26 protein-coding genes are annotated in these 25,561 nt (G+C 57.8%); 12 read left to right on the top strand and 14 right to left on the bottom strand.

What is annotated here, in order from left to right; genetic code table 11:
• Position 1 precedes the first annotated feature (1 nt).
• From GNG27_RS11285 to GNG27_RS11260, 6 genes are all read left to right on the top strand, one after another.
• Positions 2 to 1,147 carry an iron-containing alcohol dehydrogenase gene (locus tag GNG27_RS11285; protein ID WP_156263724.1) on the top strand — a complete coding sequence of 382 codons (1,146 nt, stop codon included), beginning with the start codon at positions 2 to 4 and terminating at the stop codon, positions 1,145 to 1,147.
• A 17-nt stretch (positions 1,148 to 1,164) separates the two neighbouring features.
• Positions 1,165 to 2,049 carry a dihydrodipicolinate synthase family protein gene (locus GNG27_RS11280; protein WP_156263723.1) on the top strand — a complete coding sequence of 295 codons (885 nt, stop codon included), beginning with the start codon at positions 1,165 to 1,167 and terminating at the stop codon, positions 2,047 to 2,049.
• Between the two features lie 77 nt (positions 2,050 to 2,126).
• Positions 2,127 to 3,539, top strand: a complete 1,413-nt coding sequence (locus GNG27_RS11275) for a sodium:solute symporter family protein (RefSeq protein WP_142489395.1) — start codon at positions 2,127 to 2,129, stop codon at positions 3,537 to 3,539.
• A gap of 1 nt (position 3,540) precedes the next feature.
• Complete coding sequence (locus GNG27_RS11270) at positions 3,541 to 4,710, top strand: exo-alpha-sialidase (protein WP_156263722.1); 1,170 nt, start codon at positions 3,541 to 3,543, stop codon at positions 4,708 to 4,710.
• On the top strand, positions 4,707 to 5,177 hold the full coding sequence (locus GNG27_RS11265; RefSeq protein ID WP_156263721.1) for a YhcH/YjgK/YiaL family protein: 471 nt from the start codon (positions 4,707 to 4,709) through the stop codon (positions 5,175 to 5,177). The genes GNG27_RS11270 and GNG27_RS11265 overlap by 4 nt, the downstream gene beginning before the upstream one ends.
• A 1-nt stretch (position 5,178) precedes the next feature.
• Positions 5,179 to 5,856 carry an SDR family NAD(P)-dependent oxidoreductase gene (locus GNG27_RS11260; protein ID WP_156263720.1) on the top strand — a complete coding sequence of 226 codons (678 nt, stop codon included), beginning with the start codon at positions 5,179 to 5,181 and terminating at the stop codon, positions 5,854 to 5,856.
• Between the two features lie 225 nt (positions 5,857 to 6,081).
• Here GNG27_RS11260 and GNG27_RS11255 read toward each other — a convergent pair whose 3' ends face one another.
• Together GNG27_RS11255 and GNG27_RS11250 are read right to left on the bottom strand one after the other, a co-directional pair.
• Positions 6,082 to 6,471, bottom strand: a complete 390-nt coding sequence (locus tag GNG27_RS11255; RefSeq protein ID WP_156263719.1) for a lysozyme inhibitor LprI family protein — start codon at positions 6,469 to 6,471, stop codon at positions 6,082 to 6,084.
• Entirely contained in the window at positions 6,468 to 8,729 is a 2,262-nt protein-coding gene (locus GNG27_RS11250; RefSeq protein WP_156263718.1) for a hypothetical protein, read from the bottom strand. Before GNG27_RS11250 ends, GNG27_RS11255 begins: the two co-directional genes overlap by 4 nt.
• A gap of 294 nt (positions 8,730 to 9,023) precedes the next feature.
• On the opposite strand from GNG27_RS11250, the gene GNG27_RS11245 reads away from it, so the two are divergent.
• Positions 9,024 to 9,560: a DUF924 family protein gene (locus GNG27_RS11245; protein ID WP_156263717.1), complete on the top strand. Its 537-nt coding sequence runs from the start codon at positions 9,024 to 9,026 to the stop codon at positions 9,558 to 9,560.
• Here GNG27_RS11245 and GNG27_RS11240 read toward each other — a convergent pair.
• Positions 9,557 to 10,354 (bottom strand): PhzF family phenazine biosynthesis protein, encoded by a 798-nt coding sequence (locus GNG27_RS11240; RefSeq protein ID WP_156263716.1) that lies wholly within the window; start codon positions 10,352 to 10,354, stop codon positions 9,557 to 9,559. The genes GNG27_RS11245 and GNG27_RS11240 overlap by 4 nt on opposite strands.
• 17 nt (positions 10,355 to 10,371) lie before the next feature.
• Complete coding sequence (locus GNG27_RS11235; protein ID WP_156265114.1) at positions 10,372 to 11,160, bottom strand: PhzF family phenazine biosynthesis protein; 789 nt, start codon at positions 11,158 to 11,160, stop codon at positions 10,372 to 10,374.
• A 175-nt stretch (positions 11,161 to 11,335) separates the two neighbouring features.
• On the opposite strand from GNG27_RS11235, the gene GNG27_RS11230 reads away from it, so the two are divergent.
• The gene (locus tag GNG27_RS11230) at positions 11,336 to 12,532 is read left to right on the top strand and encodes a sugar transporter (protein WP_156263715.1); all 1,197 of its coding nucleotides are present in this window, start codon (positions 11,336 to 11,338) and stop codon (positions 12,530 to 12,532) included.
• A 38-nt stretch (positions 12,533 to 12,570) separates the two neighbouring features.
• On the opposite strand, the gene GNG27_RS11225 is transcribed toward GNG27_RS11230, so the two are convergent.
• Positions 12,571 to 13,236, bottom strand: coding sequence for a MarC family NAAT transporter (locus GNG27_RS11225; protein WP_142489388.1), 666 nt, complete (start codon positions 13,234 to 13,236; stop codon positions 12,571 to 12,573).
• A gap of 257 nt (positions 13,237 to 13,493) precedes the next feature.
• On the opposite strand from GNG27_RS11225, the gene marR reads away from it, so the two are divergent.
• Genes marR through marB form a run of 3 tightly spaced genes read left to right on the top strand, consistent with a single transcriptional unit; the run spans position 13,494 to position 14,599 of the window.
• On the top strand, positions 13,494 to 13,928 hold the full coding sequence (marR, locus tag GNG27_RS11220) for a multiple antibiotic resistance transcriptional regulator MarR (RefSeq protein ID WP_156263714.1): 435 nt from the start codon (positions 13,494 to 13,496) through the stop codon (positions 13,926 to 13,928).
• Positions 13,929 to 13,946: 18 nt separating this feature from the next.
• Positions 13,947 to 14,330: an MDR efflux pump AcrAB transcriptional activator MarA gene (marA, locus tag GNG27_RS11215; RefSeq protein WP_138369239.1), complete on the top strand. Its 384-nt coding sequence runs from the start codon at positions 13,947 to 13,949 to the stop codon at positions 14,328 to 14,330.
• 53 nt (positions 14,331 to 14,383) lie between these two features.
• Positions 14,384 to 14,599, top strand: coding sequence for a multiple antibiotic resistance protein MarB (marB, locus tag GNG27_RS11210; protein WP_142489387.1), 216 nt, complete (start codon positions 14,384 to 14,386; stop codon positions 14,597 to 14,599).
• A gap of 32 nt (positions 14,600 to 14,631) precedes the next feature.
• Here marB and eamA read toward each other — a convergent pair whose 3' ends face one another.
• Positions 14,632 to 15,531: an O-acetylserine/cysteine exporter gene (gene eamA / locus GNG27_RS11205; protein ID WP_142489386.1), complete on the bottom strand. Its 900-nt coding sequence runs from the start codon at positions 15,529 to 15,531 to the stop codon at positions 14,632 to 14,634.
• Positions 15,532 to 15,724: 193 nt separating this feature from the next.
• On the opposite strand from eamA, the gene ydeE reads away from it, so the two are divergent.
• The gene (gene ydeE / locus GNG27_RS11200) at positions 15,725 to 16,924 is read left to right on the top strand and encodes an efflux MFS transporter YdeE (protein ID WP_156263713.1); all 1,200 of its coding nucleotides are present in this window, start codon (positions 15,725 to 15,727) and stop codon (positions 16,922 to 16,924) included.
• Between the two features lie 459 nt (positions 16,925 to 17,383).
• On the opposite strand, the gene zinT is transcribed toward ydeE, so the two are convergent.
• The 8 genes from zinT to GNG27_RS11160 all read right to left on the bottom strand — a co-directional run bounded on the left by zinT (position 17,384) and on the right by GNG27_RS11160 (position 25,471).
• Positions 17,384 to 18,025, bottom strand: a complete 642-nt coding sequence (gene zinT, locus GNG27_RS11195; RefSeq protein WP_156263712.1) for a metal-binding protein ZinT — start codon at positions 18,023 to 18,025, stop codon at positions 17,384 to 17,386.
• A gap of 69 nt (positions 18,026 to 18,094) precedes the next feature.
• Positions 18,095 to 18,793: an urea ABC transporter ATP-binding subunit UrtE gene (gene urtE / locus GNG27_RS11190; protein ID WP_142489382.1), complete on the bottom strand. Its 699-nt coding sequence runs from the start codon at positions 18,791 to 18,793 to the stop codon at positions 18,095 to 18,097.
• 9 nt (positions 18,794 to 18,802) lie between these two features.
• Positions 18,803 to 19,594, bottom strand: coding sequence for an urea ABC transporter ATP-binding protein UrtD (gene urtD, locus GNG27_RS11185; RefSeq protein WP_156263711.1), 792 nt, complete (start codon positions 19,592 to 19,594; stop codon positions 18,803 to 18,805).
• A complete protein-coding gene (gene urtC, locus GNG27_RS11180; RefSeq protein WP_142489380.1) occupies positions 19,594 to 20,667 on the bottom strand; it encodes an urea ABC transporter permease subunit UrtC in 1,074 nt (357 codons plus the stop codon). The genes urtD and urtC overlap by 1 nt, the downstream gene beginning before the upstream one ends.
• Positions 20,667 to 22,241, bottom strand: coding sequence for an urea ABC transporter permease subunit UrtB (gene urtB / locus GNG27_RS11175; protein ID WP_156263710.1), 1,575 nt, complete (start codon positions 22,239 to 22,241; stop codon positions 20,667 to 20,669). The genes urtC and urtB overlap by 1 nt, the downstream gene beginning before the upstream one ends.
• Positions 22,242 to 22,266: 25 nt before the next feature.
• Positions 22,267 to 23,538, bottom strand: a complete 1,272-nt coding sequence (gene urtA / locus GNG27_RS11170) for an urea ABC transporter substrate-binding protein (RefSeq protein ID WP_142489378.1) — start codon at positions 23,536 to 23,538, stop codon at positions 22,267 to 22,269.
• Positions 23,539 to 23,742: 204 nt separating this feature from the next.
• On the bottom strand, positions 23,743 to 24,846 hold the full coding sequence (locus tag GNG27_RS11165; RefSeq protein ID WP_156263709.1) for a cobalamin-independent methionine synthase II family protein: 1,104 nt from the start codon (positions 24,844 to 24,846) through the stop codon (positions 23,743 to 23,745).
• 298 nt (positions 24,847 to 25,144) lie between these two features.
• Entirely contained in the window at positions 25,145 to 25,471 is a 327-nt protein-coding gene (locus GNG27_RS11160) for a hypothetical protein (RefSeq protein WP_197090583.1), read from the bottom strand.
• Positions 25,472 to 25,561 lie beyond the last annotated feature (90 nt).

Below are 25,561 nucleotides of genomic sequence, written 5' to 3'. Positions count from 1 at the left end.
TGTGTTAACCATTAACAGTACAATTATCAGCGGTGCGGGTGCGATCCCGGCCCTCGCGCCACTGCTGGCAGGCAAGACGCGCCTATTACTGGTCACCGACGGCAATATCGCTCGTCTGGACGCCGCTCGCGCCATCCGCGCCCTGCTGGAAGCCGACAACCGTAGCGTCAGCGTGATCGAAAGCGTGCCGCCGGAGCCCACCAACCATGACGTTCGCGCCCTGCTGGCGGAGATCAACAACACCGACTTTGATCTGGTGGTTGGCGTGGGCGGCGGCAGCGTACTGGATGTGGCGAAACTGCTCTCCGTGTTGTGCCATCCTGCTTCGCCGGGGCTGGATGCCCTGCTGGCGGGTGAAAAACCGACCCTGCGCCTCGCCTCATTACTGATCCCGGCCAGCGCCGGCACCGGCTCTGAAGCCACGCCGAACGCGATCCTCGCCATTCCTGAGCAGAGTACCAAAATCGGCATTATCTCTCCGGTGCTGCTGCCGGATTACGTGGCGCTGTTACCCGAACTGACCACCAGCATGCCGCCGCACATTGCCTCCTCCACCGGGATCGATGCCCTGTGTCACCTTATCGAATGCTTTACCGCCACCGTGGCGAATCCGGTGAGCGACAACGCGGCGCTGATTGGCCTGCGCAAGCTGCTGAACAATATCGAAACCGCCTGCGCCGAGCCGCATAACCTGGCGGCGAAGCTGGAGATGCTGTGGGCCTCGTACTACGGCGGCGTAGCCATTGCCCATGCCGGAACCCATCTGGTGCATGCCCTTTCCTATCCGCTGGGCGGCAAGTATCACCTGACGCACGGGGTCGCGAACGCCATTCTGTTGGCGCCCTGCATGCGCGTGGTGCGCCCGGATGCCGTCGAAAAATTTGCGCAGGTGTGGGATCTGGTGCCGGGTGCGGATACCTCCCTGTCGGCAGAAGAGAAATCCCACGCGCTGGTGGCGTGGTTTGCCGCCCTGGTGCGCCGCCTGAACTTACCGGACAACCTCGAAACGCTGGGCGTACCGCGGGATGACATCGCCTCCCTGAGCGATGCCGCCCTGAACGTAAAACGCCTGATGAACAACGCCCCGCGTCAGGTCAGCCATGCCGAGGTGCAGGGCATTTATCAGACCCTGTTCCCCGAAATTTAACATCGAAGGAGTGAGAAATGCGTAACAAGATTGAAGGCGTGCTGACGGCAATCGTCACCCCCTTTACGGAGGATGGCGCGCTGCATCTGCCGGGACTGAAACGCCAGATCCAGCGCCAGCTGGCGGCGGGAAACGGTATTTTCTGCGGCGGTACCAACGGTGAGTTCTTTGTGCTGACCGAAGAGGAAAAGGTGGCCGTCGCCCGCACCTGCGTGGAAGAGGTCGCAGGCCGTGCGCCGGTGGTGGCGCACATTGGGGAGATCTCCACCCGCGCCACTATTCGTCTCGGCAAGCAGGTCGAAGCCCTGGGCGTCGATGCGGTCTCGGTGATCACCCCGTGGTTTGTGCCCCTGACCCAGGCGGAGCTGATCGCCCATTATACCGCCATCGCCGATGCCCTGACGGTGCCGGTATTTCTCTACAACATCCCGGCGCGCACCGGCAACACTATTGAACCGCACACCGCGCGGGTGCTGGCTTCGCACCCGAACATCATCGGCATTAAGGACAGCGCGGGCAGCTATGAGAGCCTGAGCGGTTTCCTGAAAGCTACCCAGGGCATCGAGGATTTCGCCGTGCTGAACGGCCCGGACTCGTTGATCCACCAGGGCTTTGTCGAGGGCTGTTCCGCCTGTATTTCCGGGCTGGCGAACGTCGCCCCGGCGGCGATCAACGCCATCTGGGCGCGTTACCAGGCGGGCGATATTGACGGCTCGCGTCAGGCGCAGGAGAGCGTCACCGAGCTGCGAACGAATTTATATAAAATTGCCTTCTCTCCCGCCGCCGTGAAAAAGGCGCTGCAGGTGATGGGCGAAGAGGTGGGTGAAAGCCGCTACGCGGTGGCTTTTGATGCGCAACAGACTGAACAGATCCGCCAGATAGTGACGAAGTCACTGCAGTAACCGGCGTTTGATTTCGTCCATAAGAATACCGGGTGCCGCGGGCGCCCAGGTTTCCTACGCCCTGAAGAGAGGCAAAGATGAACAATTTTACCGCTGAAGATACCCTGATCATCGTAGGCATTGTGATTGTCTACATCCTGTTTACCACCTGGCTGACCTTCCGGTTGCGCAGTAAAAACTCCGGCGATTTTATGGAGGGCTCCCGGGCGATGCCGGCGTTTATCGTCGGGATCCTGCTGATGTCCGAATACATCGGCGCCAAATCCACCATCGGCACCGCCCAGGCGGCGTTCGAGGATGGTTTTGCAGCCTCCTGGTCGGTGATTGGCGCGGCGATTGGCTTCCCGCTGTTTGGCCTGTTGCTGGTGAAGCGCATCTACAGCACCGGCAAAATCACCATCTCCGGGGCGATTGCCGAGAAGTACGGCACCAGCACCAAAAACATTATCTCGATCATCATGATTTACGCCCTGCTGCTGGTGAACGTCGGCAACTATGTCTCCGGCGCGGCGGCCATCTCCACCGTGCTGAAGGTCAACCTGCCGGTCGCGGCCTTTATCACTGCGGTAGTCAGTACCTTCTACTTCGCCTTTGGCGGCATGAAGGGCGTGGCCTGGGTCACGCTGCTGCACAGCGCTCTCAAGTATTTCGGTATCCTGGTGATCATGGGCTTCGCGCTCTCCAAAACCGGCGGCTTTACGCCAATGATTGAGCAGATGCCGTCGTACTACTGGACCTGGGATGGCAACATCGGCGCCAGCACCATCTTCGCCTGGCTGATCGGCACCATCGGTTCCATTTTCTGTACCCAGTTTGTGATCCAGGCCATCTCCTCCACCAAAGATGTGAAGTCGGCCAAACGCTCTACCTGGGTGGCGTTCTTCTTCTGCCTGCCGATCGCCCTCGCGATTGCGGTGATCGGCGTGGCGGCGAAGTATCTGCACCCGGAGATCGACAGCCTGTACGCCATGCCGATCTTCCTGCAGGACATGAACCCGTGGCTGGCCGGTCTGGTGACAACGTCACTTGTAGCGTCAATCTTCGTGAGCGTGAGTACCGTGGCGCTGGCTATCGCCTCGCTGGTAGTGAAAGATTTCTACGTGCCGTACCGCAACCCCACCCCGGAGCAGGAGTTTAAAGCCACCCGCTGGATGTCGCTGCTGATTGGCTTCCTGCCGCTGATTTTCGTCCTGCTGGTGCCGGAAGTGCTGAAGCTGTCCTTCTTCACTCGCGCCATTCGTCTGTCGATTACGGTGGTGGCGGTCATTGCCTTCTATGCCCCGTTCTTTAAGAGCACCCGGGGTGCCAACGCCGGCCTGATTGGTGCCTGCGTGGTGACCTCCCTGTGGTATCTGCTGGGCGACCCGTTTGGCATTAACAATATGTATATCGCGCTGATCACCCCGGCGGTGATTATGGTCCTCGACCGTCTGATCCCTAACAAAGCGGATCGCAAAGCGCCTGCCCCTGTTCAACATAATGGAGTCTGATATGTCTGTAACCGTAACCCGTGACGGGATTGTTCGCCCGCAGCCGCAGGATGCCCGCGTGGAAACGGCGATGCTGCCCTCTTCCTGCCCGCAGAACCACGCCGCGAACCTGCTGCCGCTGCCGGATGGTACCCTGATGTGCGTCTGGTTTGGCGGCACGCAGGAAGGGATCGCTGATATTTCAGTGTGGGGGTCGCGCCTGGCCCCGGGCAGCAACCAGTGGAGCGAAGCGGTGAAGCTGTCGGACGACGCCAGCCGCTCGGAGCAGAACCCGGTGCTGTTCCTCGCCCCGGACAACGTGCTGTGGCTGCTGTGGACCGCGCAGCTCTCCGGCAACCAGGACACCGCCATCGTCCGTTACCGCAAGTCTGAGGATTTGGGTAAAAGCTGGGGCGAGATCGCCACCCTGCTGGATAAACCCGGCACCTTTATTCGCCAGCCCATTGTGGTGCTGGAGAACGGCACCTGGCTGCTGCCGGTCTTCTACTGCCGCACCCAGCCGGGCGAAAAATGGGTGGGTAACGACGACATCAGCGCGGTGAAAATCTCCGAAGACCAGGGTCAAAGCTGGCGCGACGTCGAGGTGCCGGAGAGCCTGGGCTGCGTGCACATGAACATCACCGCCCTGAATAACGGCCATCTGGTGGCGCTGTATCGCAGCCGCTGGGCGGACAATATCTACATCAGCCAGTCGCTGGACAACGGCGAAAGCTGGTCGGTGCCGGAACCTACAGCGCTGCCGAACAACAACTCGTCGATTCAGGTCACCACCCTTGCCAGCGGCGAGCTGGCGCTGGTGTTCAACCACATGAGCGCGGCGGGTGCGCTGGAGCGCCGCGCCTCGCTGTATGACGAGATCGACGACGGCGACGGGCGCAAAGAGCCGGAAGTCACCCACGGTCGCGCCGCCTTCTGGGGTGCACCGCGCGCGCCAATGACGGTGGCAATATCCAACGACGGCGGGAAAAGCTGGGCCTGGCAGCGCAACCTCGACGAGGGTGACGGCTACTGCATGACCAACAACTCGCTGGAGAAACTGAACCGCGAGTTCTCCTATCCCAGCATCAAACAGGGTGCCGACGGGTCGCTGCATATCGCCTACACCTACTTCCGCCAGGCGATCAAGTATGTGCGCGTGTCGCCGGAGTGGGTAAAGGAGCCGCAACAGTGATTATTGGTCATCTTAACGCCCTGCCGCTGGCGGGGCTCCCGCCGGTGCTGCGGGCGATCCTCGAGCGTCCGGACTGTTCCCTGACGGCGCTCATCGCCCGGGATGACGGACGCTGGCAGCCGCAAGGCTGTCCGTGGTTCTGCCATATCGGCCCCGCGCAGACTCAGCCGCAGGCCGAGCGTCATACCGAATATCACTATTTGTATGCCGATATTCAGGTGGTGCTGGCGGGTGAAGAGACGATCCGCGCCGGGATGCAGTCTGTCGCGCAGGTCGGCGACGAAGAGCGCAAACCGGATCTGTGGATCGCCACCGGGGCGCAGCATCCGGTGAGCATCACCTTACGCAGCGGGGATTTTGCGGTGTTTCTCCCAGGCGAGCCGCATCAGGCGCTGTGCGCGGTGAACGCGCCGATGACCGTGCGCAAGGCGGTGTTCAAGGTGCCACGCGCCCTGCTGGAGGTGTGATATGCGCCATGCGATTGTCACCGGTGCCAGCTCGGGCATCGGCGAAGCTATCGTCAAACGCCTGCTGGCGGAAGGCTGGCAGGTGACGGGCTTAAGCCGACGCGAAGTGGAGTGCGGACACCCGAACTTTACCAGCCTGAGCGTGGATTTAAGTGACAGCGTCACGTTCAGCGGCACGCTCAATACCCTGCCGGTTCCGCAGGCGATCGTCCATGCCGCCGGAATGATGGCCGCCGCCCCGCTCGGCGAACTGGATCCGGCGGTCAGCGCTCGTCTGTGGGGGCTGCATATCCACGCCGCCGAGATCCTGTTTAACCACTTTGCCCCGCGGATGAGCGCGGGTGGACGGCTGATCGCTATCGGCAGCCGCACCTCACGGGGAGCGGCCGGGCGCTCGCAGTATGTTGCGACCAAGGCGGCGCTGGTTGGGATGGTGCGCAGCTGGGCGGCGGAGCTGGCTCCGCGCGGGATCACCGCCAACGTGGTGGCCCCGGGTGCGACGCAGACCCCGATGTTGAGTGCGCCAGGACGGCAAACGTCACCGCCAAAAATGCCGCCGATGGGGAGGCTAATCGCCCCGGAAGAGGTGGCGGCGATGGTCAACTATCTGCTGAGCGCCGAGGCCGCGCCCATCACCGGGCAGGAGCTGGTGCTGTGCGGTGGCGCGTCGCTGGGGTGAGTTGTGCGGCCTGTTTGCCGGGTGGCGGCTGCGCCTTACCCGGCCTACGTTCTGGGGTGTTTTCGTAGGCCCGTGCAAGCGCAGCGCCGCCGGGCGATACCGCAGAGGGGATTGTACGGTCTGGTTCCGGGTGGCGGCTGCGCCTTATCCGGACTACTTTTCAGTAATAGAAAAATTAGATCCGGTCTTCTGATAAACGTGGGTCATAAAATGATAAAGACTTCACTAGATGTCATTAGAAAATGCAGCTAACTCCTTTCCTCTGCTCTCTGACATTCTTGCGATACACTCATTAAGAGATGTTTGATGAGCTGGACTATTGCTATCAATTTGGAAAGAATATAATTGACAGTTTGAATCTCTGAATTTAACCCAATCTCGCTGAGAAGTCTTAATATTAGTTACAAACTCATTTTTCAAAGCATCATCATTAACATATTCAGAATTTATTTTAGTCAATAAATCTGAGTATTGTTTATTTAAATACTTATCCGCCTCGTTTTTTTTACTTTCAGAACATAAATACACTTGATCGGAGTTTCTTATATCACTACAAACATCCGCACCATGTGAAAATGCTGTATAAAATAAAAAAATAGCTGCAATGCGTTTCATTCACTATCCTCCAAATAATTAGCTCTATGTCTTCCAGGTTCATACTGAGAAATCGATGTGGTATTTTTTATATAGTCAATTAATTCCTGTTTGTTATTTTTTGAACCTGCAAGCATAGGATTAGGTCCTTTCGTGAAACCCTGATAAACAAAATCAACCAACACTTCTTGAATCGTACAGTCTAGCTCTTCCCATGGTTTTGCCCCTGAAAAACCATTAGTCCATTTATTATAATTTAAAATGGCTCGCTCAACATATCCAGGATAAATGATAGCAAAAAGAGATTCTTGTTGCTGCAATGTAATCTCTCCCACATCACTCTTATTTGAAGATACAAAGTTACGCGCGGCGATTCCTTTTAAACCTGCACCTTTCGATATTTTAGTTGCTTGCTCATCAGATATTCCTGATGCGACCATATCATTATATACAGCCGTTTCAGTACGATCCCCCATATCATAGCCTCGGCCAAGTGTAACTCCTGATAGGTCATTACCAGGCCAGTGGATTACCCGACTATAATAAATAGATGATGAAATATCATTCCCTTCAGCATTGTAGGTCAATTTTCCTTTTAATATTTTCTCTTGCGATTTAATAGCATCCAGAAATACAATCGGGTGCATATGCCACAGTGCTTCACCGCTGCGTATCTCCGGCACTTCCTTCATCCATACCAGTCTGTTGATAAAATCCCGGTTATACAGGGCCATATCCGGATATTTCTTCGCCTGCTCATCCAGCGCAGCCTGCCACAAGGCTGACAAGCCATCCTTCAGCCATTCGCTGTGGTGCTTCACCACCAGACGCTGCACCTGATACTGGATATGCAGCTGGCGGTTATGCAGAAATCGCCACAACTCACCGGCATCAATCACACCATCCCGGTTCAGATCCATCTGCTTAAGCAGCTTCTGGTACTTCCCGGTGTAGCTTGAGGAATACATATCCCGCGTTTCACTTCGGGCCAGCGCTTCCAGCCGCCCGTACACCTGGCGCAGCCAGCCCTCTTTCGGTGTCTGGAAAATACTCTGCGGGGCATCCTCCTGCTCCAACGGCATAAAACCCTGCTTTTCGAGGTCGAACTGATTCGCTCTCTCCACATCTTCTGCTGCCATCCATGCAAGCTCGCCGGGAATGTAATACCAGGTATTTCCGTCGGCCTCCAGTTTCCGGCACTCGCTTTCCAGGGTGTAGCGCTCTGCAGTACTGCGCGAAGGATCGCCCCCCACGCCAGCCACCACAAACGTATTATCCTGCTTTCGGTGCTGCCAGCGGGTTTTCTCGGTCAGCGTGTGCAGCACTGCCTCACCGGTTGTCACCCCGGCCCTGTTCGCCAGAAAATCCTTCATCCTCGTATCCTGGCTGAAGACTTCCAGATGACAGAAGTGCTGTGGCCTGCCATATGGGCGTTCGTACAGACTCAGATGACCGATAATCTCCCCAACTTTAACCGCCGGCGCATCCTCCCCGGAAAACGTAACCACCTGATTAAACACACCATGTTGACGGGCTGTCTGCATCCATGCAGGCAGCGTATCGTCCTGCCGCTTCACAAACTTATCCAGCCCGGAGATCCAGCCTGACTCACCGACCGATAACCCGCTTTTCTTGCCTTCAGGTATCGATATCACGGATACGTAGATAAACGGAGCTGGCCTGCCTTTCAGCAGGAAAGAAGCCTCTTGCTTGATTTCCACCACCGCACCACGCGGCAGCGTGGTATGCGTATCCTGTGGCACTTCATAGTGTCGAAGCATAGCGTCGGGAATATTGTTCCTTTCCCTCAGCCCGTCACGTATCCAGCCGGGAAACGTGTTGTCCTGGCGGATTTTTATCGCCCTGGCGGTCACAGTTACCCTCGGTGAGTCCGTTAGCCCGTATTCCGACAACGGAGCTATCTGCATCCACAGGGTGTAGAAATCCAGCGCGTTATCAGGCTGGTCTTTATCCGGGATACTGGTGGATTTGATGAGAACGAAGGTGGAACTGAATTTCAGCGTCTTTTTTCCGAATACCGCCGTCTGATAATTATCATTCAGCCGCCAGGCAACCACATGACCATCAGTCATACATTTCAGACCGCGGCTGTCGGGTCCAAAGACGGCATTGCCGGCAAAGCCCTCATATAGATGAATACCACCATGCCAGTGCTCTGCCTGCTTCATCAGCCAGTGGGTGTCACCCTCGCAGCCCTGCATGGCCTCCATAAATTCCTTTGCCGAACGGTAGCCAGCGATCGGCAGTACCATTTTCATCCTTTTATCCCTGTTTTTATGGTGGTTATTTACTCATCATACACCGCTAAGTACATAACTTAAATTCTGTTCTCGGATAATAGGTTACTGAAAATGGCATATTGTTATATCCATGCAGTTTGAGCTTTTTTAGCTTCGCACGTCATACCTTATCCGGTAATAAGTAAATAAATAATTTAATACCAATTAACCCTCAATGAACCAGGGTGTAAAAGCAAAATGGGATCTTACATTGCCGTTTTGCTTTTACCTCGCTACGGTATAACCACCATTACCCCAACGCCGGAACCCGCCATGGAATACGCTTCTCTGCTTGAATTCTGGTTTCACGACCAGCATCAACCACTCTGGTTTTCCCGCAATGATGATTTCGACGCCCAGTGCAAACACCGCTTCTACCCTTTGTGGCAGGCCGCCTGTCGGGGGGAGCTGTTTCACTGGCGGGGCACGCCGCACGGACGGCTGGCGGAGATCGTTTTGCTCGATCAACTCTCGCGCAACCTGAACCGCAACGACGCACGCGCATGGCAGCAGGACGGCATGGCGCTGATCCTCTCCCAGGAGCTGGTTTATCAGCCGATGTGGCAGGAGCTGGACAGCAACGAAAAAGGCGTCTCGCTGCTGCCGATGATGCATGCGGAATCACGAGTGATTCATCAGGAGGCAGAGCGGCTGTTCACCGCCCTGAACGTGCCGGGCTTTCTGAATGCGGAAATCAAGCACCGGGCAATTATTGAGCGCTTTGGCCGCTACCCGCACCGCAACAGCCTGCTTAATCGCCCATCCACCCCCGAAGAGGTGGTGTGGCTGAAGCACAACAAAGGCTTTTAATGGCCGCGCAGGTAAACGGTGCCTTTCAGATAGAGCGCCGCCTGGCCGCTAATCAATACCCGGTCGCCCTTCAGCTCGCAGCGCAGATCGCCGCCGCGGGGCGAGACCTGACGGGCCTGTAGCGACGTTTTACCCAGCTTTTCGCTCCAGTACGGGATCAGCATGCTGTGGGCGGAGCCGGTCACCGGATCTTCCGCCACCGACTCGCCCGGGCAGAAGAAGCGGCTGACAAAGTCATACTCATCCCCCGGGGCGGTGACGCAGACCATCTTATCCAGCGGCATCATGCCGTCGATATGCGGGGTCAACGCCTCAACCTGCTGCTGGTTCTCCAGCACCACCATGTAGTCACGCCCTGCCCGCACCTCCTTCGCCCCGGTGATGCCGAGGGTACTGAACAGCAGCACTGGCGGATTGTCTACCGGCTCGCTGCCCCACGCCGGGAAGTTAAGCGTTAACCAGTCGCCGCTGCGGGTGACCTTCAGGTCGCCGACAAAACGGGTGGAGAAAACGATCTCGGTGTGCGGGTAGTCCAGATACTCAAAAATCACGTGGGCGCTGGCGAGCGTGGCGTGACCGCAAAGGTTAATCTCGTACTGAGTGGTAAACCAGCGCAGTTCAAAGCCCACGTCGGTACGCACGAAAAAGGCAGTTTCCGACTGGTTATGCTGCTGGGCCATCTTTAACAGCACGTCATCCGGTAGCCACTCCTCGAGCGGGCAAACGGCTGCGGGATTCCCACCAAACGCGCGATCGCTAAACGCATCGACCAGATAAAAGGCAATTTCTTTCATTGGGTTAACCCTTATTGTTAGCGTAAAAACAGATGACCTTTCATATACAGCGATGCCCGGCCGCTCATTAACACCCGGTCGCCCTTCAGTTCACAACGCACGTCGCCGCCACGGGCAGAGACCTGCCGGGCAAAGAGCGACGTTTTATTCAGCTTTTCGCTCCAGTACGGGATCAGCATGGTATGGGCCGACCCGGTGACCGGATCTTCCCACAGCGCCGCCCCCGGCGAAAAAAAGCGGCTGACAAAATCGTATTCGCCCTCTCCGCGTGCGGTGATCGACACTTTATGCTCGCCGGGCGTCATGGCGTTAATATCCGGCGTGACCGCCTCAACCTGCTGGCGATCTTCCAGCACCAGCACCCAGGCGCGCCCCTTGCGGGCCTCGACGTAGTTTTCGATCCCAAGCGCGGCAAGCATCTCTGCCGGCGGGGTCTGCGGCTCGCCAGGACAGGCCGGGAAATCGAGGGTCAGCCAGTCGCCGTCACGGCTGACGGTAAGTCTGCCGGAGGCGGTATCAAAATGGATGCGGGCGTCGGGATAGTCCAGCTCGTTGAACAATACCCAGGCGGTCGCCAGAGTGGCGTGGCCGCAGAGGTTCACCTCGCCGCGCGTGGTGAACCAGCGCAGCTCAATGCCGCCCCGGTGGCGCACGAAAAATGCGGTCTCCGACTGGTTGTGCTCCCGCGTCATATTGAGCAGCGTCTCGTCCGGCAGCCATGCCGGCAAAGGGCACACCGCCGCCGGGTTGCCGCCAAACGAGCCTTCGCTGAACGCATCGACCAGATAAAACTCAATCTCCTGCATTGCTTTACCCACTGTTAACGTAATGTTGCATCCTATATTCATGGAAAATACCCTGTTTCACCAGCTATTACTTTTTGGATATAGTGAGATCTACATCACAAAATGATTGTATTTTCAGCAGGGAAGGTTTTAAGATCGCCGCACCTCATTGACGTAACGACTCCCGGATTTCCCTATGACAACCAACACCGTTTCCCGCAGGGTCGCGTGGCTACGGGTGGTCACGCTCGCCGTTGCCGCCTTTATCTTCAATACCACTGAATTTGTCCCCGTCGGCCTGCTCTCGGATATCGCCAGCAGCTTTGGCATGGAGACCGCGCAGGTGGGGATCATGCTCACCATCTATGCCTGGGTGGTGGCGATGATGTCGTTACCCTTTATGCTGCTCACTAGCCAGATGGAGCGGCGCAAACTGCTGATCGGGCTGTTTGTGCTGTTTATTGCCAGCCATGTGCTGTCGTTCCTCGCGTGGAACTTCACGGTGCTGGTGATAAGCCGGATCGGCATTGCCTTCGCGCACGCCATTTTCTGGTCGATTACCGCCTCGCTGGCGATCCGCCTGGCCCCGGCCGGGAAGCGCGCTCAGGCCCTGAGCCTGCTGGCCACCGGCACCGCGCTGGCGATGGTGCTCGGGCTGCCAATCGGCCGCATCGTCGGACAGATATTCGGCTGGCGTACCACCTTTTTTGTTATCGGGCTCGGGGCGCTGTTCACCCTGATGTGTCTGATCAAGCTGTTACCCAAACTGCCAAGTGAGCACTCCGGCTCGCTGAAAAGCCTGCCGCTGCTGATGCGTCGTCCGGCGCTGATGAGCCTCTATCTGCTGACGGTCGTCGTGGTGACAGCCCATTACACCGCCTACAGCTACATCGAGCCGTTTGTGCAGACCATCGCCGGGTTCAGCGCCAGCTTTGCCACGGTATTGCTGTTGCTGCTGGGCGGCGCAGGCATTATCGGCAGCCTGCTGTTTGGCAAGCTCGGCAACCGTCACGCCTCGCTGCTGGTGAGCAGCGCCATTGGCCTGCTGCTGGCGTGTCTGCTTCTGCTGCTGCCCGCCTCGGGCAGTGAGACAAATCTCGCCCTGCTGAGCATCGTCTGGGGTGTGGCAATCATGATTATCGGTCTTGGGATGCAGGTGAAAGTGCTGGCCCTGGCGCCGGATGCCACGGACGTGGCGATGGCGCTGTTCTCGGGTATTTTCAACCTGGGGATTGGCGCGGGTGCGCTGGTGGGCAATCAGGTGATCCTGCATCTGTCGATGGCGTCGATCGGTTATCTGGGGGCGATCCCGGCCCTTGCGGCGCTGATCTGGTCGGTGCTGATCTTCCGCAAATGGCCCGTCGCCCTGGAAGAGCAGCCGCATCACGGCTAGAGAGTTAACCGGGTGGCGAGCGCCACCCGGTTCAGTTATTACGGGTAGGTTTTAATAATTTCCAGCACGCCGTTAATAATAAACTGCACGCCCATACAGACCAGCAGGAAGCCCATCAGGCGGGAGATGGCTTCGATACCGTCTTTGCCCACCCAGCGCATAATCGCGCCCGAGCTACGCAGACAGCCCCACAGGATCACGCCGATAATGGCAAAAATCAGCGGCGGCGCAATCATGACCACCCAGTCCGGGAAAGCAGAACCGCTGCGCACCGTCGAGGCGGAGCTGATGATCATCGCAATGGTACCCGGACCTGCGGTGCTTGGCATCGCCAGCGGCACGAAGGCAATGTTCGGAGCCGCTTTATTTTGCTTATCTTCCAGCGCGTCCTGCACGTCGGAATCATCCGGCGATTTCGGCGCGGGGAACAGCATTCTGAAACCGATAAAGGCCACGATCAGCCCCCCCGCAATTCGGAGGCCGGGAATGGAGATCCCGAAGGTGTTCATTACCAGCTGCCCGGCGTAGTACGCCACCATCATGATCGCGAAGACGTAAACGGAGGCCATGAGCGACTGATGATTACGTTGTTCACGGTTCATGTCGCCCGCCAGGCCAAGGAAAAGCGCAACGGTGGTTAACGGGTTTGCCAGGGGTAACAGCACCACCAGCCCAAGACCAATTGCTTTAATTAAATCAACCATTTTACGGATTCGTCCTTATCAAAAATTAACCAGGCAAGTATAGGGTCAAAACAACCGTTACAGCTACGCACACATCGTAAGTAATATTTTCGCTCCGAAATCAATTTATCCCGGTGATATGACGATCCGCCTGGCGGGCAAAAAAGTGATCTGAATCGCTTTAGCAAATCGTGTCATAAGCAAATGCATTCAGTTGACTTATAGTTGCCTGAGCAATAATATCTGCCGTGATTAAACTACTTGCCAGGGCAACCATTGTGAAAAGCACCAGTGACCTCTTCAACGAAATCATTCCGCTGGGTCGGCTTATCTACGTGGTTAACCAGAAGAAAGACCGCCTGCTCAATGATTATTTATCACCGCTGGATATCACCGCAACCCAGTTTAAAGTGCTCTGTTCTGTGCGCTGCGAAGTGTGTATCACCCCGGTTGAGCTGAAGAAAATCTTATCTGTCGACCTCGGCGCGCTGACGCGCATGATGGATCGGCTGGTCTGCAAGGGGTGGATTGAACGCCGCCCGAATCCGAATGACAAACGCGGCGTGCTGGTGCAATTGACCAGCGACGGCGCGGCAATGTGTGAACAATGTCATCAATTAGTAGGACAAAAACTGCACCAGGAACTAACAAAAAACTTAACGGCGGACGAAGTGGCAACTCTTGAGCACTTGCTTAAGAAAATCCTGCCGTAAACAGAAAGAGGTATGACGATGTCCAGACGCAATACTGACGCCATCACTATTCATAGCATTTTGGGCTGGATCGAAGATAACCTGGAGTCGCCGCTCTCGCTTGAGAAAGTGTCTGAGCGTTCAGGTTACTCAAAATGGCACCTGCAACGGATGTTTAAAAAAGAGACCGGCCACTCATTAGGCCAGTACATCCGCAGCCGCAAATTAACGGAAATCGCGCAGAAGCTGAAGGAAAGTAACGAGCCGATCCTGTATCTGGCTGAGCGTTATGGGTTTGAATCGCAGCAGACCCTGACACGCACGTTCAAGAACTACTTCGACGTTCCACCGCATAAATATCGCATCACCAATATGCATGGGGAATCCCGGTATCTGCTTCCGATTAACCACTGTAACTGCTAAACGCCTGTATTAAGAGCCTGGCCCTGTAGGCTCAAAGACGTATCGAGGAAATTATGAAACTATTCGCTTCCGCCGTTCTCACCGCCCTGGTGCTGGTCTCTGGCCAGAGTTTTGCGGAGCAAACTCCACGTGTCCCGCAGCAGAACAGCCGCGACACGATGATCCTGCCAACGGCTAACGGCCAGTCGCCCCATGACTTTAACCATATGGGCGCAGGCAGCGACAAATCCGACGAATTAGGCGTGCCCTATTACAATCAGCACTCTTAATGCGTTTTGCCCCGCCCGCGCGGGGCTTTTTTTTAGCCTCTGACCCGCGTCGCCCGACGCAGGCGCAAGCCGAAAACGTTGATATAAAGTCCGGCCATCACCAGCAGCGCCCCCACCAGCTGCAACGCCCCCAGTTTTTCATCCAGCAGCAGCGCCGCACTGGCGATGCCCACCACCGGGACCAGCAGCGACAGCGGTGCCACCCGCCAGGTTTCGTAGCGCCCGAGCAGCGCGCCCCAGATGCCGTAGCCAACAATGGTGGCGACAAAGGCCAGGTAGATCAGCGACAAAATCGTGGTCAGGTCGAGGGTGACGAGACTGTGCAACATCACCGTCGGGCCATCCAGCAGATATGAGGCCGCCATAAAGGGCAGGATCGGGATCAGCGCACTCCACACTACCAGCGACATCACCGCCGGACGCGTCTCAAGCTGCATGATCTTTTTGTTGAAGATATTGCCGCTGGCCCAGCAGAACGCCGCCGCCAGGGTCAGTAAAAAGCCCAGCAGCGCGACGTGCTGCCCGTTCAGGCTGGCCTCCGCCAGCACCAGCACGCCGACCACGGCCAGGGCAATCCCCGCCAGCTGTTTGCCCTGAAGGCGCTCGCCAAACACCAGCGCGCCAAGGATGATGGTGAAGAACGCTTGCGCCTGTAGCACCAGCGAGGCCAGACCGGCGGGCATGCCGAAGTTAATGGCGCAGAACAGAAAGGCAAACTGACCGAAGCTGATGGTCAGGCCGTAGCCCAGCAGCAGACGAAACGGGATCTTTGGACGGGCAACGAAGAACAGCGCCGGGAAGGCCACCAGCAGAAAGCGTAAACCGGCCAGCATCAGCGGGGGCATGTTGTGCAATCCGACTTTGATCACCACAAAATTCAGCCCCCAAACCACTACCACCAGCAATGCCAGCAGCCCGTCTTTGCGCGTCATACCCTGCCCCTGTTTATTAAATTTTTGTAAACGCTTATCAAAGTAACGAAAAAAACCGCCGAGGAACAGATCATTAATTCTGACAGTCAGGCGAAGCACTTAGGGATAAATTTGGTGGTATACAAGCCTCTTATGCCATGTTAATCCTGATAAGACATAACAAAAACTTCACACGCAATTGTCGGGCAGGAAAATGAAACCATCACTCAGGCGCTCAACCGCAGCGCTGCTGGCGTCGTCGCTGTTACTCACCATTGGTCGCGGCGCGACATTGCCGTTTATGACCATCTATCTCACCCGCGTCTATAACATGAGCGTGGAGAATATTGGTTATGCCCTGACGGTGGCGCTGACTATCGGGGTGGTTTTCAGCCTGGGGTTTGGCATTCTGGCCGATAAATTCGATAAAAACCGCTACATGCTGATCGCCATTACGGCGGTGGCTCTGGGCTTTCTGGCGATCCCACTGGTGGATAACGTCGTGCTGGTGGTGCTGGCCTTCTCGCTGATCAACTGCGCCTATTCGATCTTCTCCACGGTGCTGAAAGCCTGGTTTTCCGATGTGCTCAACCCGGCGGAAAAAGCGCGGGTTTTCTCCCTTAACTACAGTTTTCTCAACATCGGCTGGACCGTCGGGCCGCCATTGAGCACCCTGCTGGTGATGTACAGCCTGCAACTGCCGTTCTGGGTAGCGGCCTTCTGCGCCGCGTTGCCGCTGGTGCTGGTCCAACGCTATGTGCAGAAAGGCGTGGCGGCCGACAGCGAGCATGTGCCAGTGCCGTGGCAGCCGTCGGTACTGCTGCGCGACCGGGCGCTGTTCTGGTATACCCTCTCCGGGCTGCTGGCCTCCTACGTGGGCGGCTCCTTCGCCAGCTGCATTTCCCAGTACGTGCTGGCGGCAGACTACGACAGCGATTTCGCCCAGAACGTGGTGGCCGTGGTGCTGCCGGTGAATGCCGCGATGGTGGTTTCGCTGCAGTACATCATTGGCCGTAAACTGTCGGCCCGTAATATCCGCCCGCTGATGACGCTGGGCACCCTGTTTTTTGTCCTCGGTCTGGCCGGGTTTATGCTCTCCGGGGAGAATCTGATCTACTGGGGGCTGGCTGCGGCGGTCTTTACCGTGGGTGAGATTATCTATACGCCAGGGGAATACATGTTGATCGACAACATCGCCCCGCCGGGCATGAAAGCCAGCTATTTCTCTGCCCAGGCGCTTGGCTGGCTGGGTGCGGCCTTCAACCCGATGGTCACCGGGCTGATCCTGACCCATCTCCCGCACTGGTCGCTGTTTGTAATTATGATGGTTGCCATTGTGCTGGCCTGGCTGATGATTTTGCGGGGGATGCGGGTGAAGGCGTGGGTTGATGTGCCTGATTTGGTATCGCGGTAATTGCCCGGCGGCGCTACGCTTGCACGGGCCTACAAAACATGTAGGCCGGGCAAGCGCAGCGCCACCCGGCATATAGACCGCACCGGGAACGTAATGGTGCAATATCTCCCTACTGAGAGCATTTATTATTTATATTTAAACCAGAGGAAAAGATGCCCAATTACAAGTAATAATATAAATGCACCGATCTGGGTGATCGCAACGTCAGGGAAATAGACCACTGCAAACATACTAAAAAAGAGAACAGACAGAAAACAGCCCCATCCCCAGATAATTAAAATCACCTCTTCCTTGAGCCACTGTTTAAGAAAACCCATCACTACCTCAGCATTTCGATAGCAAAATCAATAGGTTCATCATTAGAGTCGAGATAAAATAAAGAAAATATTAATGAATTCCGAAAGATTTTGTAGGCCGGGTAAGGCGTAGCCGCCACCCGGCGCACAGGCCGCACCGGAATTAATGGTGCAGCATCTCCTCTACCACCTGCTTTTTATACATTTCGTTCGGATAATAGGTCGGCCACTTATCCATCTCTTTTAATAACGCCTCGTGGGAGGTGTTGCCCATAAAGATATGGAAATGGGCCGACTGGCGCGGACCAATAGTGTGGTCGCTGAACTGGACAAACTTCGGTGCCTTGCTGCTGGCGTCCTTACATTCAAACAGGTAACGCACGCCCTTCTTGCCGGAGGCATAGGTCAGGATCTTGTAGCCGTTAGAGACGTATTCACAGCGGCTCAGGTTTTTCCCGGTGTGAAACTCCATCACGTTGTTCTCAATGCCAATGGTTTCCACGTCCGTAGCGTAGCCGGTGCGGTAATAGGCTTTAACCTCGTCAAAGGTTTTACTATTGTCTTTCTCGGCTTTCTTCTTGAACACCGGGTCGAGATCGCCGCTCAGCAAAAACGGATAGACCGACTGCCAGACGCCGTCCCAGTTGGAGAGCGGGCGATCTTTTACGTCTTTATCGTCAAACACGCCGTTGGCCGCTTTTTGTTCCGCTTCGGTCATCTGGTGGCCGTGGGCATGGGCATACAGCTGGCCGCTGACCAGCAGCGCCCCCAGAGTCATTGCAAATTTACCAATATGTCCTGCCAAGGTAACGTCCTCACTCCATTTTAAAAGAGCGATGGATGTTATAGTATAACATATCGCAAAACAACCCCGTTAAATCGCCACCAGACCGCGAACGCCCTCCTGTTCCATATCCTCCCCGCGCCCGCGCTGGATAATGCTGCCCCGGGACATCAGCAGATAGCTGTCGGCCAGCTCGGCGGCAAAGTCATAAAACTGCTCCACCAGCAGGATCGCCATATCGCCCCGGTTCGCGAGCTGACGGATCACCTGGCCAATCTCCTTAATCACCGAAGGCTGGATCCCCTCCGTCGGTTCATCAAGTATCAACAGCTGAGGACGACTCGCCAGCGCCCGACCAATCGCCAGCTGCTGCTGTTGCCCGCCCGAGAGATCGCCGCCCCGGCGCTGCTTCATCTCCTTAAGAACCGGAAACAGCTGCCAGATCTCCTCCGGGACCTGCTTCGCCTCACGCGCCGGAAAGCGCGATAGCCCGAGCAGCAGGTTCTCCTCCACCGTCAGGCGGGGAAAGATGTCCCGCCCCTGCGGCACATAGGCTACCCCGGCCTGCACCCGCTGGTGCGGTCTGGCGTGTGTGATGGATTTGCCCTGCCAGAGGATTTCGCCGTTGCGCGCCGGGATCAGCCCCATCAGGCACTTCAGCAGCGTGGTTTTGCCCACCCCGTTGCGGCCCAGCAGGCAGGTGACTTCCCCGGGGAGGGCCTCAAAGCTGACCCCGCGCAGAATGTGGCTCCCGCCGTAATACTGATTCAGTTCGTTAACCTGTAGCATCCGCGCTCCTTAGCGTCCGAGATAGACTTCAATCACCTGCTCGTTGGCCTGCACCTCGCGCAGCGAGCCTTCGGCCAGCACCCGCCCCTGATGCAGGACGGTAACGTGATCGGCAATGGTTTCCACAAAGCCCATGTCATGCTCCACCACCATCAGCGAGTGTTTGCCCGCCAGGGTGCGAAACAGTTCGGCGGTGTACTCGGTTTCGGCGTCGGTCATCCCGGCGGCCGGTTCGTCGAGCAGCAACAGATGCGGCTCCTGAACCAGCAGCATGCCGATCTCAAGAAACTGCTTCTGCCCGTGCGACAGCAGGCCCGCCCGGCGATGCCGCTCCCCGCCGAGGCGCAGCAGGCTCAGCATCTCGTTGATCCTGTCTGCCTGCTCGCTGCTCAGTCGGGCGCGCAGGCTGGCCCACACCGATTTATCCCCCTTCATCGCCAGCTCGAGGTTTTCCCATACCGTCAGGGCCTCAAACACCGTCGGCTTCTGGAATTTGCGCCCGATGCCCTGACGGGCTATGGCGATGGGATCCAGAGTAGTGAGGTCCGTCGACTGGTCGTACAGCGCGCGCCCGCTCTGGGGCCGCGTTTTACCGGTGATAACATCCATCAGCGTGGTTTTGCCCGCGCCGTTAGGGCCAATTACGCAGCGCAGCTCACCCACGCCAATATTCAGCGACAGGTCGGTGAGCGCCTTAAAGCCGTCAAAGCTGACGTTGATCCCCTCCAGCTGTAACACCGGGTCTGTCTGGTCGCGATAGCGATCTCCGGGCAGCTGGCGGGTAAATAATTCATCGCTCATTACTGGTCTCCCTTGCGGAACAGGCCCGTTACGCCGCGCGGTAAAAACAGCGTCACCGCAATAAAGATCAGCCCGAGAAACAGCTGCCAGTACTCCGGCATCGCCACGGTGAAGACGCTTTTCGCGCCGTTCACCAGCGCGGCGCCAATCACCGGACCGATCAGCGTACCCCGCCCGCCGAGCGCGACCCAGATTGCCGCTTCGATGGAGTTGGTGGGCGACATCTCGCCGGGGTTGATGATCCCGACCTGCGGGACGTACAGCGCCCCGGCCAGCCCGCACAACACCGCCGACAGCGTCCAGACCAGCAGCTTAAAACCGCGGGGATCGTAGCCGCAGAAGGTCAGCCGGTTTTCCGCGTCGCGTACCGCGGTCAGAATGCGGCCAAACTTACTTTTTGCCAGCGCGTACCCCACCGCCAGCGACGCCGCCAGCAGCAGCACGGTGGCAATAAACAGCGCGATGCGCGTTGAGGTGGCGGTCACCGGGAAGCCCAGCAGCGTGGTGAAGCCGGTAAAGCCGTTGTTGCCGCCAAAGCCGGTTTCATTGCGGAAGAACAGCAGCATCCCGGCGAAGGTGAGCGCCTGGGTCATGATGGAGAAATAGACCCCTTTGATTTTTGAGCGGAAGGCAAACCAGCCGAACAGCAGCGCCAGCAGGCCGGGCACCATGACGATCAGCACCAGCGCCCAGGCGAAATGCTGCGTGCCCCACCAGAACCAGGGCAGCTCGCTCCATGAGAGAAACGACATAAAGGCCGGGAGGCCGTCGCCCGCGGCCTGCCGCATCAGGTACATTCCCATCGCGTAGCCGCCGAGGGCAAAGAACAGGCCGTGGCCCAGCGACAGCATGCCGGCATAGCCCCACACCAGATCCAGCGCTACGGCGACAATCGCATAGCAGAGGATTTTGCCCACCAGCGTCAGCATCCAGGTGGAAACCGCCAGCGGATGCGTGGCGGGCAGCAGCGCCAGAAACGGCAGCACCAGCAGGGCGGCAAGGAGCAGGCCGAGTATGATCGGTAAACTGCGTGGCGCTTTCCGCGCCAGGGTTAAGGTCAGTGGCTGGCTCATCAGTCGATTACCCTCCCTTTCAGTGCAAACAACCCCTGAGGGCGCTTCTGGATAAACAGAATGATCGCCACCAGAATCACGATTTTGCCCAGTACGGCACCCATCTGCGGTTCGAGGATCTTATTGAAAATCCCCAGCCCGAAGGCGGCCGCCACGCTGCCGGCCAGTTGCCCCACGCCGCCGAGCACCACGACCAGGAAGGAGTCGATGATATAGCCCTGGCCCAGCTCCGGCCCGACGTTGCCCAGCTGCGACAGCGCCACTCCGCCGAGCCCGGCAATCCCGGAACCCAGCCCGAAGGCCAGCATATCGACGCGCCCGGTAGGCACCCCGCAGCAGGCCGCCATGCTGCGGTTCTGCGTCACCGCCCGCACGTTCAGCCCCAGACGGGTTTTGTTGAGGATCAGCCAGGTGAAAAAGAGCACCAGCAGCACAAAGCCCAGCACCACCAGCCGGTTCCACGGCAGGATCAGGCTGGCGTAGACCTGCACGCCGCCGGAGAGCCACGCCGGGTTAGCCACCTCAAGGTTTTGCGCCCCGAAGATCATGCGCACCAGCTGGATCAACATCAGGCTGATGCCCCAGGTGGCGAGCAGGGTTTCCAGCGGGCGGCCATAGAGGTGGCGGATCACCGTGCGCTCCAGCGCCATGCCCACGCCAGCGGTGAGCGCGAACGCCACCGGCAGCGCCACCAGCGGGTAGAAGGTGAGCCACTGCGGGGTAAACTGCGCCATCGCCTGCTGCACCATCCAGGTGGCGTAGGCGCCAAGCATCAGCATCTCGCCGTGGGCCATATTGATCACCCCCAGCAGGCCGTAGGTGATCGCCAGTCCGAGCGCGGCCAGCAGCAGAATGGAGCCCAGCGACAGGCCCATAAACGCCTGGCCCAGCAGGTCGCTGATGGTCTGACGGTGTTGGATCTGGCGCAGGCTTTCCGCGGCGGCTTCCCGCACCCCGGCGTCCGGCTCGGTCTGCGCATGGGTATATGGCAGCAGTCTGGACTGCACCTCCGGATCGCTCGACTCGCCCAGCAGCGTGACGGCCTGCTGGCGTACCGCGGGCTGGGTGCTGGTCAACTGGAGACTGGCGACGGCCAGGTTCAGCACCTGACGCACCGCGTCATTATTCTCGCTTGCCAGCTGACGTTGTAAAAAAGGCAGCATCTGCGGCTGGGGATCGCGCTGGAGTTGCTTCGCCGCCGCCAGCCTTTCCGTGACACTGTCACCTGCCAGCTGATGGGTGGCGAGCGCCGTAGCGGCCAGCACCCGCAGGCGGTTAGTGAGCCGCACGGCTTTGGTAGCGCCTGCCGGCTCTCCGCCCTCGCCGAGAGTGGTCAAGGCGCCGTTTTCCCGGGCGAAGGCGTGTTTGTGGGTATCGACATAGACACTTTCCTGCTGCAATGCTCGCAGCAGCGCCAGCCGGGCGGGATCGGGCGCGGCGGCCCACTGCTCGAGCAGTACCGCCTGCTGGCTGCGGCTGGCGGCAACAAAGTTATCGGCGTCCGTTGCCTGCGCCATCCCTGGCAGCAGTCCGGCAAGCCATACGAGAGCGAAGATCATGCGCATGACGTTCATGGCTTTACCTCTTTATGATCCGGATTCAGTTGCTGGCAGTTTTGATCGGGGTGTCGGGCTTTTTGTCATTCCCGGCGATATACGGGCTCCAGGGCTGAGCGCGGACCGGGGCTTCGGTCTGCCACACCACGTTGAACTGGCCGTTACCCTCGATTTCGCCAATCATCACTGGCTTATGCAGGTGGTGGTTGGTGGCATCCATGGTCAGGGTGAAGCCCGATGGTGCTTTGAAGGACTGGCCTGCCATGGCGGCGCGGACTTTATCCACGTCGGTGGTGCCCGCTTTTTCCACTGCCTGGGCCCACATGTGAATCCCCACATAGGTCGCTTCCATCGGGTCGTTGGTCACCACCGTGCCGGCGTTCGGCAGCTTCTGCGCTTTGGCCCAGTTTTTATAGGCCGCGACGAAGGTCTGGTTGGCCGGGTTATCCACCGATTCGAAGTAGTTCCACGCCGCCAGGTTACCCACCAGCGGTTTGGTATCGATACCGCGCAGCTCCTCTTCACCCACCGAGAAGGCGACGACAGGTACGTCGGTGGCTTTTACGCCCTGGTTAGCCAGCTCTTTGTAGAACGGCACGTTGGAGTCACCGTTAATGGTGGAGACCACCGCGGTTTTGCCTGCGGCAGAGAATTTCTTGATGCTGGCGACGATGGTCTGGTAATCGCTATGGCCGAACGGGGTGTAGACCTCTTCGATATCTTTATCCTGCACCCCTTTTGAGTGCAGGAAGGCGCGCAGAATTTTGTTGGTGGTGCGCGGGTAGACATAGTCGGTACCCAGCAGGAAGAAGCGCTTCGCCGCCCCGCCGTCTTCGCTCATCAGGTACTCCACCGCCGGGATGGCCTGCTGGTTAGGTGCTGCGCCGGTGTAGAAGACGTTCGGGGACATCTCTTCCCCTTCGTACTGCACCGGGTAGAACAGCAGACCGTTCAGCTCCTCAAACACCGGCAACACCGATTTGCGCGAGACCGAGGTCCAGCAGCCAAAGACCGCCGCCACCTTATCCTGGCTTAACAGCTGACGGGCTTTCTCAGCAAACAGCGGCCAGTTGGAGGCGGGATCCACCACCACCGGCTCCAGCTTTTTGCCCAGCACGCCGCCTTTGGCGTTGATCTCGTCGATGGTCATCAGCGCCACATCTTTCAGCGGCGTTTCGGAAATCGCCATCGTGCCGGAGAGCGAGTGCATGATGCCAATCTTGATGGTGTCGGCTGCCTGCACGCTGAAACTCATCCCCATGGCCACCACGGAGGCCGATAAAGCAAAGGCTTTTAACAAGGTACGACGATGCATAATTTTCACTCCTGAAAAACAACGCTGTGCGAAATCGTCCGTTACGGGGCGGACGCAGAAAAAGCATTCAGGGTTAGACAGAGCAAAAAGGATGCCAGAACGAAAAATCAGCAGGATCAGGAGGCTGGAGAGGGTTTTAAACGCAGGGGCGGATCAGAATGGCACAGCGTTGCACTTAATTAATGCAACGCTGTGGATAAGCCGTTACCAGACTTCGCTGGCGATTTGGGTGACCAGGCGAACCTTATCCCACTGCTGGGCTTCGGTCAGGGCGTTGCCCTCTTCGGTGGAGGCAAAGCCGCACTGCGGGCTGAGGCAGATCTGGCTTTTCGCCACGTACTTCGCCGCCTCTTCCAGACGCGCTTTCACCCCTTCCGGGTTTTCCAGCTCGCCGCTTTTGGTGGTGATCAGCCCCAGCACCACCTGCTGCTTGCCCGGACGGACAAAGCGTAACGGGGCAAAGTCGCCGCTACGATCGTTGTCGTATTCGAGGAAGAAGGCATCGACGTTGACGGTGCCAAACAGAATTTCGGCCACCGGCTCGTAGCCTCCTTCGGAGATCCAGGTCGAACGGAAGTTACCGCGACAGACGTGCAGTCCGATGGTCAGGTCGTCCGGCTTGCCTTCCAGGGCCTTATTCAGCACCCGGGCATAGGTATGCGCCAGCTGGTCCGGGTCATCGCCGCGCTCGCGGATCTGGCGGCGCTGATCGTCGGAGCAGAGGTAGGCCCAGACGGTGTCGTCCAGCTGCAGGTTGCGACAGCCCGCCGCGTAGAAAGCGTGAATGGCATCGCGCCAGGTCTGCGCCAGGTCGTCAAAATAAACATCCAGATCCGGGTAGACGGTGGCATCGATACCTTTGCGGCCACCGCGGAAGTGCAGCACGCTCGGGCTCGGGATGGTCATCTTCGGCTGGGCGTTACCGCTGACGCTTTGCAGATAGCGGAAGTCCTCCAGCATCGGATGGCTGCCGAACCCCAGCTTGCTGGTGACGCGCACGCCGTGGGCTTTGGTCTGCACGCCGTTAAACTGGATCCCCTGCTCAGCTTCGTAACGCTCCACGCCCTGCAGGCCGTCGAAGAAATCAAAGTGCCACCAGGCGCGACGGAACTCGCCGTCGGTCACTACGTTTAAGCCGCAGGCGCACTGCTGCTCTACTACATGGCGAATCGCCTCGTCTTCTACCGCACGCAGTTGCTGCGCGTCGATTTCACCGCTGGCGAACTTCACCCGCGCCTGTTTGATGGCGTCGGGACGTAAGAAACTGCCTACCACATCGGCACGGTTCGGGGCGTGTTGTCGCTGCATGCTTATCTCCTTTAACTGCCGCCAGGTAATTGCCGACAGTGATAATTCATTACTTGAACATTTAGACTTCTGGATGGCTATATGTCCAAAAGATGTCATAGCCTGCGCCGCACGGCAAACGAGAAAAATTCAACGGTATTGAAAAAAATTCATGTTGGTCTGAAGGGCAAAAAAAAACCGCCAGAGACTGGCGGTAAATGCTTGCATGGATAGATTTGTATTTTGATATCTACGGACCCGGCATTCCATACCGGGCTGCGGATCCTGACCAGGTTAGCATGAGAAAGATAAATGAAGGTTAAACGAGCTCTGAGCGGGTTGAGGATGAACGGTAACGCGCGACTAGCCAGACGGCTGTACAGGCGATAACCGGAACCAGCCAGTCGAGCAGGCTGGCCATATTCCACACCTGCCAGTCAAACCCGCCCCACCACGGCATGTTGGCGCGCTTACCCTGGCCAAACAGGGCAATCCAGCGGTATTCAGCCTGGGTCTGCTCACGGGCGATAAACCACAGGGAACCCAGCGCACCACCGATTCCCCATCTGCCCAGTTTCAGGCCGAAAAGACACTGGATCGTTACGGCAGCCAACGCGTGTAGTAAAGGGGAAAAATCCATGCTCATCCTTCTGTAAGTCCAAACGTGCAACATGGCATCATAATAAGGCTTACCCTGAATGTGAAATAATCTGCCATCACCCGACGGGGATTCACT

The organism is Leclercia sp. 119287 (assembly GCF_009734485.1).
Taxonomy (GTDB): domain Bacteria; phylum Pseudomonadota; class Gammaproteobacteria; order Enterobacterales; family Enterobacteriaceae; genus Enterobacter; species Enterobacter adecarboxylatus_C.
The sequence above is the reverse complement of the archived record's forward strand: the minus strand, read 5'-3'. Positions and strand labels throughout refer to the sequence as shown.

Bases quoted from the DNA above. Each gene is read 5' to 3' on its own strand.
- GNG27_RS11280 (WP_156263723.1), top strand. From the start codon at position 1,165: ATGCGTAACAAGATTGAAGGCGTGCTGACGGCAATCGTCACCCCCTTT.
- GNG27_RS11275 (WP_142489395.1), top strand. From the start codon at position 2,127: ATGAACAATTTTACCGCTGAAGATACCCTGATCATCGTAGGCATTGTG.
- GNG27_RS11270 (WP_156263722.1), top strand. From the start codon at position 3,541: ATGTCTGTAACCGTAACCCGTGACGGGATTGTTCGCCCGCAGCCGCAG.
- GNG27_RS11260 (WP_156263720.1), top strand. From the start codon at position 5,179: ATGCGCCATGCGATTGTCACCGGTGCCAGCTCGGGCATCGGCGAAGCT.
- GNG27_RS11255 (WP_156263719.1), bottom strand. From the start codon at position 6,471: ATGAAACGCATTGCAGCTATTTTTTTATTTTATACAGCATTTTCACAT.
- GNG27_RS11250 (WP_156263718.1), bottom strand. From the start codon at position 8,729: ATGAAAATGGTACTGCCGATCGCTGGCTACCGTTCGGCAAAGGAATTT.
- GNG27_RS11245 (WP_156263717.1), top strand. From the start codon at position 9,024: ATGGAATACGCTTCTCTGCTTGAATTCTGGTTTCACGACCAGCATCAA.
- GNG27_RS11240 (WP_156263716.1), bottom strand. From the start codon at position 10,354: ATGAAAGAAATTGCCTTTTATCTGGTCGATGCGTTTAGCGATCGCGCG.
- GNG27_RS11235 (WP_156265114.1), bottom strand. From the start codon at position 11,160: ATGCAGGAGATTGAGTTTTATCTGGTCGATGCGTTCAGCGAAGGCTCG.
- GNG27_RS11230 (WP_156263715.1), top strand. From the start codon at position 11,336: ATGACAACCAACACCGTTTCCCGCAGGGTCGCGTGGCTACGGGTGGTC.
- GNG27_RS11225 (WP_142489388.1), bottom strand. From the start codon at position 13,236: ATGGTTGATTTAATTAAAGCAATTGGTCTTGGGCTGGTGGTGCTGTTA.
- marA (WP_138369239.1), top strand. From the start codon at position 13,947: ATGTCCAGACGCAATACTGACGCCATCACTATTCATAGCATTTTGGGC.
- marB (WP_142489387.1), top strand. From the start codon at position 14,384: ATGAAACTATTCGCTTCCGCCGTTCTCACCGCCCTGGTGCTGGTCTCT.
- eamA (WP_142489386.1), bottom strand. From the start codon at position 15,531: ATGACGCGCAAAGACGGGCTGCTGGCATTGCTGGTGGTAGTGGTTTGG.
- ydeE (WP_156263713.1), top strand. From the start codon at position 15,725: ATGAAACCATCACTCAGGCGCTCAACCGCAGCGCTGCTGGCGTCGTCG.
- urtE (WP_142489382.1), bottom strand. From the start codon at position 18,793: ATGCTACAGGTTAACGAACTGAATCAGTATTACGGCGGGAGCCACATT.
- urtD (WP_156263711.1), bottom strand. From the start codon at position 19,594: ATGAGCGATGAATTATTTACCCGCCAGCTGCCCGGAGATCGCTATCGC.
- urtC (WP_142489380.1), bottom strand. From the start codon at position 20,667: ATGAGCCAGCCACTGACCTTAACCCTGGCGCGGAAAGCGCCACGCAGT.
- urtB (WP_156263710.1), bottom strand. From the start codon at position 22,241: ATGAACGTCATGCGCATGATCTTCGCTCTCGTATGGCTTGCCGGACTG.
- urtA (WP_142489378.1), bottom strand. From the start codon at position 23,538: ATGCATCGTCGTACCTTGTTAAAAGCCTTTGCTTTATCGGCCTCCGTG.
- GNG27_RS11165 (WP_156263709.1), bottom strand. From the start codon at position 24,846: ATGCAGCGACAACACGCCCCGAACCGTGCCGATGTGGTAGGCAGTTTC.
- GNG27_RS11160 (WP_197090583.1), bottom strand. From the start codon at position 25,471: ATGAGCATGGATTTTTCCCCTTTACTACACGCGTTGGCTGCCGTAACG.